The organism is Turicibacter sp. HGF1, assembly GCF_000191865.1.
Classification (GTDB): domain Bacteria; phylum Bacillota_I; class Bacilli_A; order MOL361; family Turicibacteraceae; genus Turicibacter; species Turicibacter sanguinis.
The window spans coordinates 25,771-46,529 of sequence record NZ_AEXQ01000050.1 but is presented as its reverse complement, the minus strand read 5'-3'; the positions used below and the strand labels follow the sequence as shown (position 1 = coordinate 46,529).

Sequence of the window (20,759 nt, the reverse complement as noted above, 5' to 3'; positions counted from 1 at the left end):
AGTTAAAGGAGATAGAGCTTATGAAACAATATCCACGTTGTCAGGCTAAACACCAACAAGAAAGTAAACCATCTTTGTTTGATGAAGAAAAATTTTTCTCAGATGAAAAATTATTTGGGAGAGATGAATTAGAAAGAACATCTAACGCTAAATGGTATCCTGCGGATGTTAAAGGTGGTAAACATAATCTTTGGGACGACAATGCCGAAACTATTGAGTCACACCATTTTTGGGAAGGGGAAGAAGATAAAGCAGAACCTCTTTGGCCAGGTAGGGATGAAGAAATGGAATTAGAACATCTTTGGGAAAATGAAAGTCAATGTAGTGAAGAAGATCAAAGTGCTGTAACAGATTCTCTTTGGGAAGGTCAAGAGGATGAAGAACATGAAATGTTGAATGAAGAGAAAGGATGTGAAGGTAAAAAACATCCGGAACCTTGTCATCATCATGAAGATTGCAAAGTCATTCGAGAAAAACCTGTTTATTGTAAAGAAGAAAAAAATTATTATCATAAAGTAAAACATATTATTCCTGTTATTTGTAAAAAAGTCGAAAACCATCACTATAATCATGAATATATTATCAAAAAAGAAGTTATCAAAAAAGAACATCATTATGATCATGGAAAACGTGATGAAGATTGGTGTAAAGTTGCCGGATGCTGCAACAATCATAAAGATGATTGCGGTTGCGAAGAATAAAATAGGTTATGAAGTGATGAGGTTAAGATTGAGTCAATCTTAGCCTTTTTATATAAAAAAGGTATCTTTACTTTTAAGATACCTTTTAATGTATATCGAACTTATATAACAAATAAATAAATGCATAAAAAATGACAAAGACTACCGAGTAAGATAAAAATATGAAAGATTTCATGGAACCCAAGGTATTTAAATTCCAAGCATTTGGGTTTAAGCGCATAAATAATTCCACCAACAGTGTAAAGAATCCCTCCAGCAATTAATAAGCTAAGACCGGTTGCACTTAAAGACGCTAAAAGTGGTTTAAAGACAAAAATGGCCATCCACCCCATAATGATGTAAATAGATGTAGAAAGAATGCGAGGACAATTGAACCAGGCCATTTTAAAGGTAATTCCGCAAATAGCAATAGCTATAATGACAAAGAATAATACCCATCCAGACCATCCATTAAGTGCGATCAAACAAAACGGTGTATAAGATCCTGCAATAAGAATGAAAATCATACTATGATCGAGACGTTGTAAAAAGTTAATGACGCGATCAGATGAAATGATCATGTGATAAGTGGCTGAGGTAGCATATAACAAGATCATACTGATTCCAAAAATAATCACTGCTGTGATGCCAATAGCATTTGGATTTTCGTAAGCTACTTTGATAATCATAGCAATAAGAGCAATAAATGATAGAATGGCACCAATTAGGTGAGTTATTGCATTAATAGGTTCGCGCATATAATTACTCATTTTTTATCCTCCTTACTTCGTTATGTGGTTTTTAAAACTATATCTACTTTTGTCTATATTATATGGCTATTAAGTAATGTTGTCAACATTTACATTATGTGAAACTATGATATAATTTATGTATATAATAAAAAGTAGTTTTAGATACTATATAACAGGTGATAAAAATGAATTTTGATGAGAAAATTAAGCAACTTCATTTAGAAAGACAGTTGAAATTAGAAGATTTACCTCAAGTCGATTTATATATGGATCAAGTTATTCAATTATTTCAAAATGTTTACGGTGAAACACTTCGAAATGACTCAGAAAAAGTTTTGACAAAAACAATGATTAATAATTACTCTAAGGGAAAATTATTATTTCCAATTCAAAATAAAAAATACACTAATGAACATTTAATTTTAATGAGTTTTATTTATCAACTAAAAGGCGGTTTATCAATCAGTGATATTAAGACATCTTTAGATGAAATTAATGAAAAAGTTATTGAACAAGATGAATTTCCATTAACATCAATTTATGAAACATATTTGAAGTTGGTAGACAAGAATGTCGAAATATTCAAACAGAATGTTTTACAGAGCGTAGATGAAGTTTCACATGAGATTAATCAATTAGAGGGAATTCATCTAGAATCAATGGAAAAATTTCTACTATTATCTTCTCTTGTGAATATGAGTAATATGTACAGACGGTTAGCTGAATCATTAATTGATGATATGAAAAAGGAAGAAAATTAGCTATCGTATACTAGGGATTGTGTGGATAGAATAGATAAATCCAGATAAGTTTTTTATGATTTAAAAAAATCCACTTTATCTAATGGTGAAAGAAAACTACGAATCCACAAACTTATGATGTGGGATAGGTAACTAGTTTTAAAAAGTTCTATGAATTCAGACAGATTCTGAAGATTTGGGTTCTCTAGTTTTTTCATATAAGTCCATCTTCAACTGCTAGGTAAAAACATTTCTGATTCATATGGATGGTTATTGAAGTCTTAATTTGATAGAATGTGAGAGTAAGATTTTGAGAAAATTTAATTAGTAGGGAGAGGGCGACTATGTCTTTAACTAAACAATCGTATCATGCATTTCTTGCTATTTTAAAAGAAGAACTTGTACCTGCTCTTGGATGTACAGAACCAATTGCCATTGCTTATGCAGCAGCTAAAGCACGTGAGGTATTGGGGATATTTCCTGAAAAAATTATAGTTAGATGCAGTGGAAATATTATTAAAAATGCTAAATCGGTTGTAGTCCCTAATACAGGCAACTTAACAGGAATTGAGGCAAGTGCTATTACTGGTGCAATTGCAGGTGATTCAAGTAAAGGTCTTGAAGTGATTGAATGTGTAAATGAAAGTCAAATTCAAGAGGTAGGGAAGCAACTGCGCCAAAATTTATGTATAGTTGAACTAATCGAGAATGATGCAAATTTACATATTATTATGGAGATGGTTGCCGGTGATCAATCTTCGTTAGTAGAATTAATTCATACGCATACAAATGTGTGCCGTATTGAAAAAAATGGTGAAGTTTTATTATCTAAACAATTTAACAAAGATGACTTTAATTCTGCGTTAGCCGATCGTTCGGTTTTAAATGTAGCGGATATTTATGAGTTTGCCAATACAGTGGATTTATCTGATTTGAATGAAATGCTTGCTAAGCAAGTTAAATATAATTTAAGTATTGCCAAAGAAGGTTTATCTAATCAGTATGGTGTTAATGTTGGGAAAATGATTTTAGAATGTTATGGTGATGATGTTAAAACCAAAATGAAAGCTTATGCGGCAGCGGGATCTGATGCTCGTATGTGTGGATGTAGCTTACCAGTTATGACGACATCTGGAAGTGGAAATCAAGGAATGACGGCATCATTACCTATTATTATTTACGCTCGTGAAAAAGGATTAACAGAAGAACAAATGTATCGTGGATTAATTTTGGCGAGTCTTGTGACCATTCATCAAAAAACGTTTATTGGACGTTTATCAGCTTACTGTGGTGCTGTAAGTGCAGCCTGCGGTAGTGGTGCAGCCTTAACGTATTTAAAAGGTGGAACTCTTGAACAAATTGAAATGACGATTACAAATACATTAGCTAATATTGCAGGAATTGTTTGTGACGGAGCTAAAGCATCATGTGCGGCTAAAATTGCGTCAAGTTTAGATGCGGCTATTATGGCACATTATTTAGCTTTAAGAGGCGTGGCATTTGACGAAACATGTGGAATGGTGCAATCTAATATCGAAAGTACAATTGAAGCTTACGGACGTCTAGGCCGTGAAGGAATGAAACAAACGGATATTGAAGTTTTAAATATTATGTTAGCAAAATAAGTGAAAAGGGCTCAAAATCTTATATTTTGGGCCCTTTTGTTCTATTTAATAGGGATTATTAATATGGTTATAACAGAGTAAGTGTGAGGGGGATGAGGGATGTTAGAATCGATAATGCCAATGTTAAAGTGGGTTATTTTAATTGTGGTAATTTTAATTCTTTTATGCATGGTTTGGAAAAAGGCACCGCAGGATAAGGCAATTGTTGTAACAGGGTTAAAACGTCGTGTTATTAGTGGTAGTGGTGGAATTGTGATTCCTTATTTAGAACAAATTTCACGAATTTCACTTGAAAATATGAAAGTGGAAGTTAAGACCCATGAATCATTAGATAGTAATGGAGTTCCAATTGATACAGATGGAGTTGCAATTATTAAGGTTAATTCAGATCCTAAGTGTGTTTTACTTGCAATGGAACAATTTAATACGGGTCGTGAAAAAGAAACGATTAATGTTATTAAAGAAACCGTCCAAGATGTTCTTGAAGGAAAGTTACGTGAAATTGTTTCTAAGATGTCGATTGAGGAAATTTATAGAGATCGAGAAATGTTTGCAAATGAAGTTGAGAATGTGGCAAAAGATGATTTAGAAAAGATGGGGCTTGAAATTAAAACATTTACAATTCGAGATATTGATGATACAAAAGGCTATTTAACTGCACTTGGAGCGAAACAAATTGCGGAAGTAAAAAAGAATGCAGCGATTGCAGAAGCGGAAGCTGAGCGTGATCAAATGCAAAAAACTTCAGAAGCTAAACGCTTAGGAACGGAAGCACAGTTAAGGGCTGAAACTGAAATTGCTCGTGCAAAGAAAGAAAAAGAATTACAAATTCAGTCTTTTAAAGAAGAAGAACAAAAAGCGCAAGCAAAAGCCGATTTTGCTTATGAAGTAGAACAAAATATTGTAAAGAAAAATGTGATTGAAGCATTAAAAAATACTCAGTTATTTGAAGAGCAACGTCAGACTGAGATTGCAATGCAACAAGCTTTAAAACAAGAAAAAGAATTAGAGGCAACCGTTAAAAAGGTAGCGGAAGCACAGAAGTATAAAGCAGAACAAGAGGCCGAAGCAGAGCGTTATAAGTTGATTAAAAAGGCAGAGGCTGAAGCAGAGTCAATTCGGATAAAGGGAGCTGCAGAAGCGGAAGCAACACGTGTTAAAGGACAGGCATTAGCAGATGCGATGAAAGCAGAGGCGGAGGCGATGCGTGAAAAAGCTGAAGCTTATAAACAATACGGCGAAGCTGCGGTGATTCAAATGGTAGTAGAAAGGCTACCAGAAATTGCGCAACATATTTCAGCTCCGCTCGCACAAACTGAAAAAATGGTTATCATTGATAATGGTGGTGGCGGTGGGGCTGCAAAAGTCTCACAAAATGTAACGAAGATGATTGCTGAGGTTCCAGAAGTTGTGGAATCTTTAACGGGAATCAATTTAATTGACTTAATTTCTTCTATTCAACATAAATCTGAAAGTGATGAAACGGAAGAATTAAATGAAGCATAAGAAAAAGAGCCAATAGGCTCTTTTTCTTTATTTTTGAAGTTCCATAGCACCTGTCACTTTTGAAGTATCATCCATTTTAAAGCTATCTTTAGCTGCTTGGTCTTTGAAATAAATATTTCCATTAACTGTTGCATCAACTAATTCAAAGTTGTTACAGTCAACGTAAATATCACCCGCTACAGTCCCACCTTTAATACGAGAACCATCTTCTTTGAATGTCATTTTAGGTGCAGTTAGAGTATAGCTTGCTGTTTTATTACGGTTTTCATCTTGATTATACAGAGCTAATAAACGAGGTGTTTCAACGCCATCTTTTTTTAATCCACCTTCAAATGTTAAATCTTTTGTTGTATTCATATCTTTAGTAATGATAACAATCCAACTTTCTTTAACAGCTTTTTCTAGTGTTGCTTCATCTGTTACCCAAGAAGGTCCAGTTGTTGCATCTGCTAGCTCACCTGTATTTGGATTTGTTGTTGGAGATTGAGTGGTAGAATTATTAGTTGTCTCATTAGTATTAGTGTTATCTGCTTTACTACCACATCCACTTATTAAAGTGGCTAACGTGAATAAGGATAAAATAACTGTTTTCTTTTTCATATAAATCGTCCCAATCATTTAAAATTTAAATCCAATATTAATGTATCCAGATTCATGAGAAATATAAAAAAAACATCCACAAAAGTGGATGTTTTTTAGATGAAAGTTAAAATTATGCTTTGTTAACTGATCCGAATAATTCCATTTTTTCTTTAACGCAAGCTTTAATAGCTTCGAATCCTGGGTTTAATAATTTACGAGGGTCGAATCCTTTACCTTCTAAATCTTTTCCAGCTTCGATGTATTTACGTGTAGCTTCTTGGAATGCTAATTGGCATTCAGTATTAACGTTGATTTTAGCAACTCCTAAAGAGATCGCTTTTTTAATCATTTCTTCGTTAATTCCTGTTCCACCGTGTAATACTAATGGAGTGTTTCCAGTTGCAGCATTGATTTCTTCTAAAGCATCGAATGCTAATCCAGCCCAGTTTTCTGGGTATTTACCATGGATGTTTCCGATTCCAGCAGCTAACATAGTTACTCCTAAGTCAGCGATTAATTTACATTCAGCTGGGTCAGCAACTTCACCTTTACCAACTACACCGTCTTCTTCTCCACCGATTGATCCAACTTCAGCTTCTAAAGATAATCCTTTTTCAGCAGTTAATTTAACCATTTCAGTTGTTTTAGCGATGTTTTCTTCGATTGAGTAATGAGAACCATCGAACATGATTGAAGAGAATCCAGCTTCCATAGCGTCTAAAGCACCTTGGTAGCTTCCGTGGTCTAAGTGTAATGCTACAGGAACAGTGATGTTTAATGTTTTCATCATTCCTTCAACCATACCTACGATTGTATTATAACCGCACATATATTTTGCAGCACCTTCAGATACACCTAAGATAACTGGTGAGTTATTTTCTTGAGCAGTTAATAAAATAGCTTTAGTCCACTCTAAGTTGTTGATGTTGAATTGACCAACAGCGTATTTACCTTCATAGGCTTTTTGTAACATATCTTTAGCAGAAACTAACATGTTGTAACCTCCATCGATTCAATTATTATTGGATTGAGATTTTACTTTTTTCTCGTCCTAAAAGTTATTATAACGGAATTTGTGAAAAAAATAAATAAAAATGTTTTACTTTCACTTTGATGAATTTGAACGGAAAATATGGTTTAAAGTCGAATATTAAGTAAGAAATAATGAAAAGGCTATCATTCGATAGCCTCGTTTCATAGCATTAAGCACGCGTTTCTAATTTTTGAAATCTACGATCAATGTATACTTTGCATAAAGCGGCAATTGGAACAGAAAGAATCATACCAGGAGCTCCTAAATAATTCCCACCAATTAAAATGACAATAAAAATCCAAACGGGTGCAAGACCGACGCTATCTCCTAATATTTTAGGTTGAATAAAGTATCCGTCTATTTGCTGATAGGCAATTAATAAGATAAATCCTAAAATACCAAGTTTAACACTTGTAAATAACCCAAGAATTAAAGCAAGTGCAGCACCGATGATAGGCCCAACATAAGGGATGATATTAGTAACCCCGGCGATTAATCCAATTAATAAAGCAAACGGATGACCGATAATGAGTAATAAAAGACTAGATGCAACGCCAACAATAGCGGCATCAATTAATTGTCCAACAATAAAATTACCAAAGACCTCATGTAAGTCATGTAAGAAATGTTTAATTTTTGCTTTTATCTGTGGCTTAAAAATAACAGTTCCTAATTTATCAATACCTGCAAAAATCGTTTCTTTATCTTTAAGGAAGTAGAAGGTTAAGATGATAGTCGCTAATGTATTGATTACAAGTCCTGTTAAATTTGTTACAACACCTGTTCCAATATTTAAAGCATTTGTTAATAAACCTTTTAAAAGGTTTGTTAAGAATAACGTAAACTCTTGAATTTGTTCGTTAGTAATAGAAACTGCTTTAATATATGGCGTTAAATTATTAATCCATTCCGTAATAATGGTTTGGAAGTTAGGAAGTGATTGCATAACGGTATCGATATTTTCAATGAGAGGAGGAAAGATTGAATTAATCAACGTATAGATAGCGAAGAAGACAAGGATAGCTAGTAATAAAATACTGATGGTGCGTGCCATTCCATTTGAAATCCCTTTTTTACTTATCTTTTTAAATCCTTTTTTAAAATTACGCTCAATAAACATGAGAGGGCGATATAAAATATATGAAATAACAAAGGCATATAAAATAGGTGAGATGACGGATAAAAAATTGGTTAAAAAACTTTTTGTCCAAAGAACGATATCCGATGATTTTAAAGATAATTGATAAACGAATAATAAAATGATTCCGATGACTAACGTAATCATGGCAATATTCAAATATTTTTTGCTAATTTTAACTTTATCAAACAAAATAATCCCTACTTTCTCTTGATGTCGTTTATTATGTCATATTTTAGTTTGAATATCAAATAAATAATAGTGAATAGATAGGCTAGATAAGTTTTGTAAAAAAATTCTAACAACTAAGATTAGGTTAACATGATTGAAAATAGTTCTGTTTCAATAGAGATATACCGTTAGTATAATCCATTTTGCCATAAAAATTCCTATAGGAAACCCTTGGTTAATTGACAGAAGATAGTCGTTTAAACTCTTTTTTTATTAAGAAGAAACAGAGTAATGAAACACTTAAATCTGTGATTGGCTGAGCTAGCCAGACTCCATTCAGTCCTATTAATCTAGGAAGAATGATGAGAGCGGGAATCAAAATAATCATCTGACGAATAATCACAAGCCAAATAGAGAGTTTTGAATTCCCAATTGATTGGAAGAAGTTTGGGGCAGTCAAAGATAAAGCACATAATGGAAGACTGAAGGCGTAGAGTTTAAGTTCAGTTACAGTTGTGTTAATGAAGGTTTTATCAGGATTAAAAAAGCTCACAAGCGGCGTGGGAAGAATATAGATAAGTAAAAATCCGAGTGTGAAAATAACAGTTGAAGCAATAGTTCCTTGTAAAAATGTTTTTTTGACACGGGTATAGTTTCGTTGACCAAAGTTATACCCAATAATTGGAATCATTCCTTGATTAATTCCGACGACCGGCATCATGACGAGATTATAAATAGTGCTAATGGTTGTGAAAGATCCGATGGATAGAGCGGTTCCATAGTGTTTTAGAGACTGATTTAATAAAATTTGAACGAAAGCAGAAATGAGCTGGATAAGCGCTGTGGATAATCCAAAGGTAATGATAGGTTTTACTAAATGATGTTGAATTTTTAATTTTTTAAAATCAAGTTTTAAGTTAGAGGCACCTCGTGTGTAATAGTACACAACATAAAGAAAGACAGTGGCCTGCGATAAGATGGTAGCAAGCGCAGCTCCGCTAATCCCGAGATTAAGTCCAAAAATAAAGAGCGGATCCAAAATAATATTAATGAGACAGCTTGCCATTAAAATTAAAGCCGCTCGTTTTGGATCTCCTTCAGAGCGGATAATTCCCATTAAAGAAAAGCCCATAATATAAAATGGAATACCGATTGTTAAAATATTGAGATAATCTTTGGCATAGCCAATCGTATCTGATGTAGCTCCGAATAGGTAAAGAAGGGGTTCATTAAATAGATAGAAGACAATCATTAAGAAAATGCTAATTATGAGTCCAAGAAGCGGAACTTGATTCAAAAAATCCTCTGCTTCTTCCTTCTTTTGTTCGCCAAGTCTTAGTGAGAGGTTAGCGATAGCTCCGTACGTAATTAAAAGTTCACAGGCTAATATAATCGTTGTAAAAGGAATTAAGGTTCCAAGTCCAGTTAAAGCTAAGGAACCGGCACCTTGAATATGACCAATAAAGATACGATCAACGGCATTGTATAAGGAAACGGTCATCATACTAATGATAGCTGGGATACAATATTTGAGTAGTAATTTAGAAATGTTTGTGGTTTGTAGTGAGTGATGCAATAGATACTCCTCCTTGTTCAAGTTGAAATTGTAGCTTATAATATCAAAAGATTTTTAGAAATTCGAGGACATTTGTCCATAGGGAGAAAGATATGAATTGGTTAACATCACGAATTGAGAATGGAAGTCAGAGTTTAAAAGATGGCATAGTTATGAAAAGATACGAAAAAGGGATGACAATTTTATCTGCAGAAGATGAAATTAAGGGTGTTTTAATTGTCAAAAAGGGAAAAGCTAAAGTATATTCTCTTGCTGAAAATGGATCGACTCATATGATTAAAATTTATGAAGCGGGAGAATTGCTAGGTGAGATGGAAATTCTCACTGGAAGAACTGTCTTTCATTATGTGGAGGCATTAGAAACGTGTGAGATGATGTGGATTTCACAGTCTTTATTTTTTGATTGGATAAAAGAGGATTCGGATGTTTCACTTTATATCATGAAGCAATTAGCAGAAAAATTATATCGTAGTGCAACCGTGATGAAGTCAGTTGTTTTATATCCACTTAAATATCAAGTGTTGTTTTTTATCTGGCGGCATATTTGTGAAACCAAGGAAATGGTCATAAAGAAAGAACTTGTTGTTGAGGCTTTAGGTTCTAACACAAGAAGCATCAATCGTATTATTAAAGAATTAGATGAGGATGGTATTTTAGATAATTTAAGTGGCGAAATTATCGTTCATGAATTTTCAAAAGTGGTTCAATTAGTTAGTCAATATGAATCATAAAATTTTAGAAAGCTAAGTTCATTTGGTTGACTTTTACGGAGGTTGTGCATATACTAATTACATGAACATATGAATAAATATTCATATGACAAAGTTTAGGAGGTCATTCCTATGGGGAAATCAAATCCATTTAAATTAATGTTAGAGGGATTAAATTGTGCGAATTGTGCTAATAAAATTGAAGAGCGTGTGAATCGATTAGAATTGGTAGAGGAGGCTAATTTAAACTTTTCCACAACTCAATTAATTGTGAAATTATATGATGAGTCAATGAAATCACAAGCTATTGAAGAGATTAAAAGTATTGTGAAACAATTAGAGCCTGATGTAGTAGTATCAGAAAAAACTCAATTAGTTACACAAGTGAAACAGTCACAAAATAAAGAGATTAAACTTTTATTAGAAGGGTTGAACTGTGCAAACTGTGCAAATAAAATTGAAGACCGTGTTAATCAATTAGCGTCAGTTGAAAGTGCTAATTTGAATTTTTCCACAAGCCAATTAAGTGTTACACTCGAGGATGGAGCAATCAAAGAAGAAACACTCGTTGAGATAAAAAGTATTATTAATAAATTAGAGCCTGATGTAGTGGTATCAGAAAAAGTATCAACTGTTACTGGTAAAATCAGTTCATGCCAAGATAGTTCTTGTTCAACACACGATCATGATACACATGAGCATAGTCACGAACATTTTGATGCCGAGTCAGGGTTTAAAGGCTTTATTAAGGAAAATATCGCCTTGCTACTTGGAGTTATTGTGTTCATTATCACGAGTGTTGGTAATTGGCCAGCTGAAGTGCTGTTATATGCGATTAGTTATTTATTAATCGGAGGAAATGTGTTGACGACAGCATTTAAAAATATAATGCGTGGTGAATTTTTTGATGAAAACTTCTTGATGATGGTTGCCACTGTTGGAGCTTTTGCCATTGGAGAATACCCTGAGGCCATCGCCGTTATGTTATTTTATGAAATTGGTGAATTGTTCCAAGGTTATGCGGTCAATCGTTCACGTAAATCAATTAGTTCTTTACTTGATATTCGTGCAGATCATGCTAATTTAGTGACAACTGAGGGGGTAAAGGAAGTTTCGCCGGAAGAGGTATCGATTGATGACGTGATTATCGTAAAACCTGGTGAACGTGTACCACTAGATGGAATCGTGGTTGAGGGTGAAAGTTACTTAGATACATCGGCTTTAACAGGCGAGTCAGTGCCACGTCTTGTGCATGTGGGGGAGGAGATTTTAGCTGGATGTATTAATACGAATGCTTTAGTACGTGTTCGCGTCAGCGCAACTTATGGTGACTCAACGGTTGCTCGTATTTTGGAGCTAGTTGAAAATGCGTCATCTAAAAAAGCTCAAACTGAAAAATTTATTACGAAATTTGCTCGTGTTTATACACCAATAGTTGTGTTATTGGCAGTGGCGATTGCGATTATTCCAAGTTTAATTTTTGGGGCAGATTTTTCAACATGGCTATATCGTGCGTTAGTGTTCTTAGTTGTTTCATGTCCTTGTGCTTTAGTTGTTTCGATTCCGTTAGGATTCTTTGCAGGACTTGGTGGTGCTTCAAGTCTTGGTGTTCTTATTAAAGGCGGAAACTATTTAGAAGCATTAAATCATGTGGAGACAGTCGTTTTTGATAAAACAGGAACGTTAACAAAAGGTGTTTTTAAAGTAACACAGATTCACTCAGTCAACATGACTGAAGAAGATTTTATTCAAGTTGCTGCTCATGCTGAAAGTCATTCAACTCATCCGATTGCAAAATCGATTGTAGTTGCATATGGGAAAGAGTTAAGCACAGATCGTTTAACCAATTATGAAGATATCGCAGGTCAGGGGATTAAAGTTAAAGTTGATGATCAACAAGTTTTAATTGGAAATGCGACTTTAATGCAAAGTGCTAATTTAGAAGTTTCAGAAGTCGATGCAATTGGAACCATTATTCACATGGCGATTAATGGTGAGTACAAAGGATACATGGTTATTGCAGATGAGATTAAGGAAAGTTCTAAAGCGGCTATTGCAGAACTAAAAAAACGTGGTGTTTCTAAAGTTGTGATGTTAACAGGTGATCACAAATCAGTGGCTGATAAAGTAGCTAAAGAATTAGGGATTGATGAAGTTTATTCACAATTATTACCTCATCAAAAAGTAGAACATGTTGAAGCATTGCTCGCTAAAAAATCATCAGATCAAAATTTAGTCTTTGTTGGAGATGGAATGAATGACGCACCTGTTCTTGCTCGTGCTGATATCGGAGTTGCAATGGGGGGAATTGGATCTGATGCAGCCATTGAAGCAGCAGATGTGGTCCTAATGAAAGATGATCCAATGGCATTGGTTGATGCGATTGTTAAAGCAAAACAAACAAGCCGTATTTTATATCAAAATATTATCTTTGCTTTAGGTGTTAAAATTCTAGTTATGATACTTGGAGCTTTGGGATTTGCAACGATGTGGGCAGCTGTGTTTGCAGATGTTGGGGTTACTATTCTCGCTGTTATGAATAGTACACGCGCTTTAAAAAGAAAATAATAATTAAAAGGTATCTCATCATTTGGAGATACCTTTTAATTTATTTATAGTAATGGTTGATTGTTTGATAACGCTCACTTCTTACGTTTTAAATTTTCAATGTTGGTTTCTAATGTTAACAACGAAATAGTAAAAAGAAAATTAGGTTTCTAAAATTGCAATAATATGCCTATATAAAAAGATACATTATTGGATATATTTTTGTATCTAATTTTATATTTATAGAGTTTTAATTGTGAGTTGTTTGAATATCTTTAGAATTTCTTAAGTTTTATATAAGGTATTTCTTTATTTATTATTGTTAAGATATAAGTGTCTTAAAGATGTAGGAATAGTCAATCTTTAATTAGGTATTATCCTAGCAATTGAGGATGGTATAACTTACTGGCGGAAGAAAGCTACGATCTCACTTTTTAAGTGAGCCACGTAGCGTAGGGAACCTACATGGCTCACAGCCGGGGTCCCCATTCTTAAGTTATTGTTGATAGGATAAGTTTTTAAATTAATAAAGTGAGGTGAGAAGTTTTCTAAGTTTGTTATATAATAATGGAAACACATGCTTAGAAAGAGGGTTTTTATGAGTCAGTCACATATTTTAATTGTTGAGGATGAAAAAGATATTGCATTAGCAATTGAAGCTTATTTAACAAATCAAGGATATAAGGTTAGTATTGCAGGTAATGGAATTGAAGCATTAGAAATTGTGGAAGCAACGCCAATTGATTTAGCCATTGTTGATGTCATGATGCCTAAAATGGATGGTATTACGTTTACGATGAAATTACGTGAACATCATCATTTTCCAGTGATTATGCTCTCAGCAAAATCGGAAGAGGTCGATCAAATTATGGGATTAAATATGGGGGCTGATGATTATGTGACGAAGCCATTTCGTCCATTAGAATTACTGGCTCGTGTCAACTCTCAACTTCGTCGTTATAAAAGGTTTTCAAATCTTTTAAATGAAGAAAGTTCAAATGTTATTACGATTGGTGGACTTGAATTAAATACTGAAACAAAGGAATTTACTGTAGACGGAAATGCAGTTAAATTAACGCCTATTGAGTACAAAATTTTGAACTTGTTAATGAAACATCCAGGTCGTGTTTTTCCTACGGAAGAAATTTATGAGCGCATTTGGAATGAAACTGCCATAAATACCGATACGATTATGGTTCATATTCGAAACATTCGAGAAAAAATAGAAATAAATCCGAAAAATCCAAAATATTTAAAGGTGGTGTGGGGAGTTGGATACAAACTCGAAAAGCAGTAATAAAATAAGTAAATGGATTGTTGGCATCATCTCCGTTTTAATAATAGGAATGATTTCAGGTTGGCTTTATTCACAGTATGAGAACATGGGGAAAATCGCTAAACAACAATCTGGAACTATATACACTGATCATGAGTTTTATACATATTTATCTGAATTAAGTTATACCTTATACTTTGATACCTTAAAACAGGAAAATAAAGAAATTAGTAATGAGGAATTAATTCAGATAACGACAAATGATTTAGAGTATTTATATGATAGGTACTATCATGAAACATCGATAGAAAATGTAGATTTTTATTATTTATCAACAGATGAGCAATATAAAGTTCTGATGAAATCTATCGGCTCATACGTTAAAAATAACTTAATTGATTCTAACTGGATTTTTAATCAGCTACAAAATATGGAGTACTTAGTCATTGATCAAACAGAGGGTTCGAACTATAAATATGGGAATCTTAATCTTGAAACATTGAACAATGCAAATTTAACTGCTTCACAATTAGAAAATTTAAAGAATCAATATCAGTCATTTGTTGTTTTAAATTATGATGCAAATGGAAATTTAACCGTGATAAATAACTATGAATTCGATTCTTCGACTAACGTGTATAATCACTTTGAGTATCAAGATGGCTATAAATTAGCTCCCATTAAAAACATGACGATTGTTTATGGGGTCCCTAAAATCTTAACCTATACAGATTATATCTGGCAGATGAATTATAGATATGATTGGTGGAGTATACAATCTGTTGTAGGCTATTTTAGTTGGATTGCGATTGCCTTAACAGCGATAACAGCTATTATTTTACCCATTAACGCTTTTAAACAAAGTAAGTTATTTACATGGATATTAAAAATTCCGTTTGAAATCATGCTCTTTTTATCCATCTTTTTGTTTCCGATTTTTATTGAGGCAATACCAAGTCTAGTTCAATCTACACTTGAAGAGATGGAGTTTATGAATACTAGTTATTTAATCTTCCCTGAGAGTGTCCATCATTTAATTGCTCCAACATTTAATATCGTGATGTGGACTATCGTTTTATACTGGTTTTTCCTAGATTGTGTCTATCTTAAAAATCTATTTAAAATAGGATGGAAAGCAACAATAAAAACAAAATTTATCAGTATTAATCTCATGAGAGGGTTTGTAAGAAAAGGACGATTAATTTATCAAAATTTAGCTAATATTGATTTGAAAAATGCTAATACCAAAAAGTTAGCACTATTTTTAGGAATTCAATTTGTTATGATTAGTATCATGTGTTTAACTTGGTTTTTTGGTTTATTTATTGCTATCATTTACACAGGTTTCCTATTTGTTTACTTGAATAAAAAGATTAAAAAAATAGAATCAGATTATTCAAGGTTATTTGAAGTCACAAATGAAGTTGCAGAAGGAAACCTAGATGTGGTCATTGATGAAGACTTAGGAATTTTTAATTCATTTAAAGATGAAGTTGTTAATATTCAAAGTGGATTAAAAAAGGCAGTTCAAAATGAAGTGAAGAGTCAGCGCATGAAAACAGATTTAATAGCGAATGTTTCACATGATTTAAAAACACCTCTGACGTCAATTATTACATATGTTGATTTACTTAAAGATGAAAATTTAACTCATGAAAAACGAACACAGTACCTTGAAACATTAGACCAAAAATCGCAGCGACTAAAAATTTTAATTGAAGATTTATTTGAGATGAGTAAGGCAAGTAGTGGTAATATCACAATGAATTTACAGATGGTGGACGTGGTTTCTTTAATGAAACAAACGTTGCTTGAAACAGAGGATAAAATTGAAGAAGCGGGACTTATGATTCGCCGTCAATTTCCAGAACATAAGGTAATGATATCACTTGATAGTGAGCGTACATTCCGTGTGTTTGAAAACTTAATTTCAAATATGACAAAGTATGCAATGGCTAGAACACGTGCTTATATTGATATTGTGGATGATGAAGAAATAGTTCAAATTATTTTTAAAAATATGTCGGCTGAGGAAATCAATGTTAATGTCGATGAACTAGTGGAACGATTTGTAAGAGGAGATCAATCTCGTCATACAGAGGGATCAGGTCTTGGACTTGCGATTGCAAAAAGTTTTGTGGAATTACAAGGTGGACAATTTGTGGTTCAGGTCGATGGAGACTTGTTTAAAGTCATCATCACGTTTAGTAAATAACTAAAGGCATCGAGATTCTTCTCGGTGCTTTTTAATGTGAATTATGATAGAATTTGTTTTGTTAACGGAAGTGGGGAATTAGGGTGATTTTAGGAATATTATTTATCTTTGGATTTTTAGTTTATCGAATTAGTTGTAGTTTGAAATTTAAGACATTTAATGTATGGCGTGAAGTAGCGATCTGGATATTTTTTATTTACTTGGTTGTTGTAGCGAATTTAACTTTGTTTAAGCACGGCGTTTTTGAGTATCCAATTTCTATACAGCAGTTGATAGATAGGGTGAATTTGGTTCCACTTGTAGAAACTTATAAAATGTTAACTGATGGTTGGATTGTGGCGTATTCTTGGTACCAAGTGATTGCGAATATTTTAGTATTAATACCGCTGGGCTTTTTAACGCCAATCTTATTTAAATCGTTAACTAAGTGGTGGCATATTTTAATTGTTGGATGTAGTACCTCATTATTAATCGAAGTATTCCAAATCTTAACGCCTCAAAATGTTGTAGATGTGGATGATTTAATTTTTAATACATTGGGAGCTATGATTGGATACGGTGTGTATCTACTATTTATAAAGCTAGTTAAGTATTTCAAGTTGATGAATGTTGTGGAAAAGTTTGAGGTTCCGTTGAAAAAGCCTATTATTAGAGTCGCGAGTGTTCCAATTAGTATTATGGTTTTGATCTCCTGTTTGGCATCGATATTGGCTTATTATGAATCTACACTGTGTGCTAGTTTAAGTGATGAAGAACTAGTAACAGCCCATTTATCTTATGAGGGTGAAATTATTTCAACATCTTTGGAGGATTATCGTCTAATTTTAAAGGATGATGGTGAGTATTTAGACTTAGATATTTATCAAGAGCTACCGCTTAATCGTGTCCGCATGATTGGTGGGAGTCAGTGGCATCCTGAATATAATGAAATGAATTATGAATTTATGTTTTTGACTGATGATTTTAGAGTTGATGATGAAGCAATCTTTGTGATATTTGGAAAAAATGAAGCAGCAACTCAGATTAAAATCACGTATTTAGAAGAAGAATATATAGAAGAACTTTCGCCTGGAAATTTCTTAGTTGTTTATCCAAAAATTATTTTAATGGATGACGATAGCTTGTATCAGTTGTATGACAGTAAAGAGTCGAAAAATTTTGAAGTTGAATTTTTAAGTGAAAATGGAGAAGTGGTGAATAGTTTATGAAAGTATTAAATATGGGTTCATGTAACATTGATTATATTTATGAAGTTGACCATATGGTTAAACCCGGTGAAACGCAGTCTGTAAGTTCACTGCAAGTTGTTAGTGGTGGTAAAGGATTAAATCAATCGATTGCTCTTGCTAAAGCAGGCGTTAACGTTTATCATGCCGGATTAATTGGAGCAGACGGTGGAATTTTAAAAGAAACATTAGCATCTCACGGAGCCAATTGTGAGTATTTAAAAGAAGTGGATGAGAAGTCGGGACATGCGATTATTCAAATTGATCGTCGTGGAGAAAACTGTATCTTAGTTTATCCGGGAGCTAATCATTGTTTTACAGAAGCAAAAGTTGATGAGATTTTATCAGATTTTAATGAAGGTGATTTATTACTGTTACAAAATGAGATTAATTTAATGGATTATATCGTCAAATCAGCTCATGAACGTGGTTTGAAAATCGTACTTAATCCTGCTCCATTTAACGATAAAGTGAAAGCAATTGATTTATCTTTGATTGATTATCTTGTCGTTAATGAAATAGAGGGATGTGATTTGGCAAATGAGGAAGATGAGCCAAAGGTAATAGATACTTTAAAATCCATGTATCCACAGACACATATTTTATTAACACTTGGAAGTAAGGGGTGCCTTTATACACAGGGAGAAATGGTTATTAAACAAGAAGCATACAAAGTAGAAGCTGTGGATACAACAGCAGCGGGAGATACGTTCATTGGATATTTTATTGCTGGATTAGTTGAAGGATATGAGATTAAAGAGTGTTTAGAATTAGCAGCTCGTGCTTCTGCAATAACGGTGACGAGAAAAGGATCATCCTCTTCTATTCCAACAATAGAGGAAGTGAGACAGTTATAAAGGGGAGTATGGATGAGAAGAAAGTTAGCAGTGATTGTTTGTTTGCTTTGGATGGCATTTATTTTTTATCAATCTTCACAAACTTCACAACAATCAAATGAACTGAGTCATGAAATTGTCAATTATATTGGTAGCCAACAAAAAGAAGAAACGAAAGTTGAAACACCTGAATCAATGGTGATACAGGAAAGTAAATGGAGCTTCGAACAAGTTAACGTGTTTATTCGCAAAAGTGCCCACGCGTTTGAGTTTTTTATTTTAGCTATTTTATTAGCTTGGGTTTTGATAGAATATCATATTTCAGGATGGAAAGTTACTGTTATGACACTACTAGCTGTGTTGCTTTATGCAATGAGTGATGAATTTCATCAGTTATTTGTTGAAGGAAGAAGTGCTAGGATTTTTGATGTCACGGTAGATTTTGTTGGTGGGGTTATTGGAATTTCATTCGTTCAACTTATATTAAAAATAAGGCAAATAAAAAGCAGGAGATAATCCTGCTTTTTATTTGGAGTTTGATAAGAAGTGTATTAGTTCTTTTTGATTTCTGCGTAGAGGAGATTTTTTATATCGAATGATTCCAAGTTCACTTTTAATTGTTGGTTTAATCGGGATAACAACAATTCCATGTTGATTAAAACTATTTAACTATTGGCTCATTAGTAAACTAATCATGTCCCCATTGATGACGGAACTTAAAATGGTTTCAATTCTTGCTGTTTGAAGTATTTTAGGGTAAAATCCTGCATCTTGGCAAGATTTTAAACAGAGTGTATAAATTCCCGTATGTTTATTCATAAAAATAAATGATGCATCTTTTAAATCTGTTAAAGAAATTTCTGTGGTATTAGAAAATGGATGATGGATAGGTAATAGAGCGACCAGTTCATCTTCTGCAATTTTATAAAAGTCAAATTCCTTCTCATCTATATATTCTTTTCTAATAATTCCAAGATCATAGACTCGATGTTTTAGGCCCGTAATAATTGCTTCTTCTTCAAGTTCTTGAATAGAGAGATTCAGATTTGGATACTGATTTTTAAACTTTTGTAGAGGTGCCAATAGATGATAGGGTGCTAAAACAGGTAAAGTGGCTAATTTAATGCTTCCACGTCCATTCAAAGAAAATTTATTAGACGTAACAAACATTGAGCCTAAATATTTGGATATTTCATATGCGACATTAAGTGAAAGACAAAAGCTAGATATCTATTTACCAAGTGTTGATGAGGGGCCGTTCCCCGTTATTGTTCATATTCATGGTGGAGCATTCAAAATGGGAAATAAGCGTGATGAACAATTAACGAGTATTTTATTAGGGCTTAAACGAGGATATGCCATTGTATCAGTTAATTACCGATTAAGCCAAGAAGCAAAGTTTCCAGCAGCGGTCGAGGATGTAAAAGCAGCTATTCGTTTTATTAAAGCAAATGCCAAAAAGTATCAGTTGAATCCGAATAAAATTGCAGTATGGGATGGTTCTGCAGGTGGACATTTATCAGCAATGGTTGGAGTAACTTCACATCTAAGTCTATTTGAACATCCACAATTAGGGAATATAGAGCAATCATCGGCTGTTCAAGCAGTTGTAGATTGGTTTGGACCGATTAACTTTTTAACGATGGATGAGCAGTTTAAAGAACTTGAGGTTAATCCTAAATTAGGTATCACTTGTTCTATTAATTCACCAGAATCTGAGTATATTGGAACGTTAATTACAGAAGTACCTGACTTAGTTCAAAAAAGTAATCCTGAAACTTACATTGATGCTTCTAATCCACCATTCTTTATTCAACACGGAACAGCAGATGGGAATATTCCATATCTTCAATCGGTGTATTTCTCAAATAAATTAAAAGAAGTGATAGGCGAAAATAAGGTCTACTTTGAATTACTTGAGGGAGCAGGACATGGAGATGGGGTCTTCTCAGACAAACTGTATTTTACAGCTTCAGAAAATTTAGAAAAAGTATTTGTATTTTTAGATTCAGTTTTAAAATAAAGTAACAGATATCCTTAGGAAAAAGTCCTTGGGAAACTAAATAAAAATTATGAAAGCAGAATGTGTGAATTTACATTCTGCTTTTTGTTGTAAAACGCTATCATAAAATGTAAAATATAGGAA

At 33.3% G+C, this 20,759-nt stretch carries 18 protein-coding genes; 12 read left to right on the top strand and 6 right to left on the bottom strand.

Going from position 1 to position 20,759, the window contains the following annotated elements; translation table 11 throughout:
- The first annotated feature begins 20 nt into the window (after positions 1-20).
- Positions 21-701 carry a hypothetical protein gene (locus tag HMPREF9402_RS04815; RefSeq protein ID WP_009606697.1) on the top strand — a complete coding sequence of 227 codons (681 nt, stop codon included), beginning with the start codon at positions 21-23 and terminating at the stop codon, positions 699-701.
- Positions 702-802: 101 nt separating this feature from the next.
- On the opposite strand, the gene trhA is transcribed toward HMPREF9402_RS04815, so the two are convergent.
- The gene (trhA, locus tag HMPREF9402_RS04810; RefSeq protein ID WP_009606654.1) at positions 803-1,450 is read right to left on the bottom strand and encodes a PAQR family membrane homeostasis protein TrhA; all 648 of its coding nucleotides are present in this window, start codon (positions 1,448-1,450) and stop codon (positions 803-805) included.
- 167 nt (positions 1,451-1,617) lie between these two features.
- On the opposite strand from trhA, the gene HMPREF9402_RS04805 reads away from it, so the two are divergent.
- The 3 genes from HMPREF9402_RS04805 to HMPREF9402_RS04795 all read left to right on the top strand — a co-directional run bounded on the left by HMPREF9402_RS04805 (position 1,618) and on the right by HMPREF9402_RS04795 (position 5,303).
- A complete protein-coding gene (locus HMPREF9402_RS04805) occupies positions 1,618-2,193 on the top strand; it encodes a DUF1836 domain-containing protein (RefSeq protein ID WP_009606665.1) in 576 nt (191 codons plus the stop codon).
- A gap of 323 nt (positions 2,194-2,516) precedes the next feature.
- The gene (locus HMPREF9402_RS04800; RefSeq protein WP_006784806.1) at positions 2,517-3,797 is read left to right on the top strand and encodes an L-cysteine desulfidase family protein; all 1,281 of its coding nucleotides are present in this window, start codon (positions 2,517-2,519) and stop codon (positions 3,795-3,797) included.
- A gap of 99 nt (positions 3,798-3,896) precedes the next feature.
- Positions 3,897-5,303 carry a flotillin family protein gene (locus HMPREF9402_RS04795; RefSeq protein WP_006784807.1) on the top strand — a complete coding sequence of 469 codons (1,407 nt, stop codon included), beginning with the start codon at positions 3,897-3,899 and terminating at the stop codon, positions 5,301-5,303.
- 27 nt (positions 5,304-5,330) lie between these two features.
- On the opposite strand, the gene HMPREF9402_RS04790 is transcribed toward HMPREF9402_RS04795, so the two are convergent.
- The 4 genes from HMPREF9402_RS04790 to HMPREF9402_RS04775 form a co-directional block, all read right to left on the bottom strand.
- Positions 5,331-5,903, bottom strand: coding sequence for a lipofamily protein (locus tag HMPREF9402_RS04790; RefSeq protein ID WP_229040185.1), 573 nt, complete (start codon positions 5,901-5,903; stop codon positions 5,331-5,333).
- A 112-nt stretch (positions 5,904-6,015) separates the two neighbouring features.
- The gene (fba, locus tag HMPREF9402_RS04785; RefSeq protein ID WP_006784809.1) at positions 6,016-6,879 is read right to left on the bottom strand and encodes a class II fructose-1,6-bisphosphate aldolase; all 864 of its coding nucleotides are present in this window, start codon (positions 6,877-6,879) and stop codon (positions 6,016-6,018) included.
- A 208-nt stretch (positions 6,880-7,087) separates the two neighbouring features.
- Positions 7,088-8,248 carry an AI-2E family transporter gene (locus HMPREF9402_RS04780; protein WP_009606693.1) on the bottom strand — a complete coding sequence of 387 codons (1,161 nt, stop codon included), beginning with the start codon at positions 8,246-8,248 and terminating at the stop codon, positions 7,088-7,090.
- Positions 8,249-8,462: 214 nt separating this feature from the next.
- The gene (locus HMPREF9402_RS04775; RefSeq protein WP_006784811.1) at positions 8,463-9,803 is read right to left on the bottom strand and encodes an MATE family efflux transporter; all 1,341 of its coding nucleotides are present in this window, start codon (positions 9,801-9,803) and stop codon (positions 8,463-8,465) included.
- 92 nt (positions 9,804-9,895) lie between these two features.
- Between HMPREF9402_RS04775 and HMPREF9402_RS04770 the strand changes: the two genes are divergently transcribed.
- The 7 genes from HMPREF9402_RS04770 to HMPREF9402_RS04740 all read left to right on the top strand — a co-directional run bounded on the left by HMPREF9402_RS04770 (position 9,896) and on the right by HMPREF9402_RS04740 (position 19,129).
- Positions 9,896-10,534 (top strand): Crp/Fnr family transcriptional regulator, encoded by a 639-nt coding sequence (locus tag HMPREF9402_RS04770; protein WP_006784812.1) that lies wholly within the window; start codon positions 9,896-9,898, stop codon positions 10,532-10,534.
- Between the two features lie 111 nt (positions 10,535-10,645).
- Positions 10,646-13,081 carry a heavy metal translocating P-type ATPase gene (locus HMPREF9402_RS04765; RefSeq protein ID WP_009606678.1) on the top strand — a complete coding sequence of 812 codons (2,436 nt, stop codon included), beginning with the start codon at positions 10,646-10,648 and terminating at the stop codon, positions 13,079-13,081.
- Between the two features lie 577 nt (positions 13,082-13,658).
- Positions 13,659-14,357 carry a response regulator transcription factor gene (locus tag HMPREF9402_RS04760; protein ID WP_006784814.1) on the top strand — a complete coding sequence of 233 codons (699 nt, stop codon included), beginning with the start codon at positions 13,659-13,661 and terminating at the stop codon, positions 14,355-14,357.
- On the top strand, positions 14,332-16,551 hold the full coding sequence (locus tag HMPREF9402_RS04755; protein ID WP_009606652.1) for a sensor histidine kinase: 2,220 nt from the start codon (positions 14,332-14,334) through the stop codon (positions 16,549-16,551). The genes HMPREF9402_RS04760 and HMPREF9402_RS04755 overlap by 26 nt, the downstream gene beginning before the upstream one ends.
- An 83-nt stretch (positions 16,552-16,634) precedes the next feature.
- Positions 16,635-17,759 carry a VanZ family protein gene (locus HMPREF9402_RS04750; RefSeq protein WP_006784816.1) on the top strand — a complete coding sequence of 375 codons (1,125 nt, stop codon included), beginning with the start codon at positions 16,635-16,637 and terminating at the stop codon, positions 17,757-17,759.
- Positions 17,756-18,634, top strand: coding sequence for a ribokinase (locus HMPREF9402_RS04745; RefSeq protein WP_009606655.1), 879 nt, complete (start codon positions 17,756-17,758; stop codon positions 18,632-18,634). The genes HMPREF9402_RS04750 and HMPREF9402_RS04745 overlap by 4 nt, the downstream gene beginning before the upstream one ends.
- Before the next feature lie 12 nt (positions 18,635-18,646).
- Positions 18,647-19,129, top strand: coding sequence for a VanZ family protein (locus HMPREF9402_RS04740; protein WP_009606691.1), 483 nt, complete (start codon positions 18,647-18,649; stop codon positions 19,127-19,129).
- A 153-nt stretch (positions 19,130-19,282) separates the two neighbouring features.
- Here the strand turns inward: HMPREF9402_RS04740 and HMPREF9402_RS04735 are convergent, their stop codons facing one another.
- Entirely contained in the window at positions 19,283-19,756 is a 474-nt protein-coding gene (locus HMPREF9402_RS04735; protein ID WP_009606653.1) for a LysR family transcriptional regulator substrate-binding protein, read from the bottom strand.
- Here HMPREF9402_RS04735 and HMPREF9402_RS04730 point away from each other — a divergent pair.
- The gene (locus HMPREF9402_RS04730; protein ID WP_009606659.1) at positions 19,737-20,636 is read left to right on the top strand and encodes an alpha/beta hydrolase; all 900 of its coding nucleotides are present in this window, start codon (positions 19,737-19,739) and stop codon (positions 20,634-20,636) included. The two genes, HMPREF9402_RS04735 and HMPREF9402_RS04730, sit on opposite strands and share 20 nt — an antisense overlap.
- The last annotated feature ends 123 nt before the right edge of the window (positions 20,637-20,759 follow it).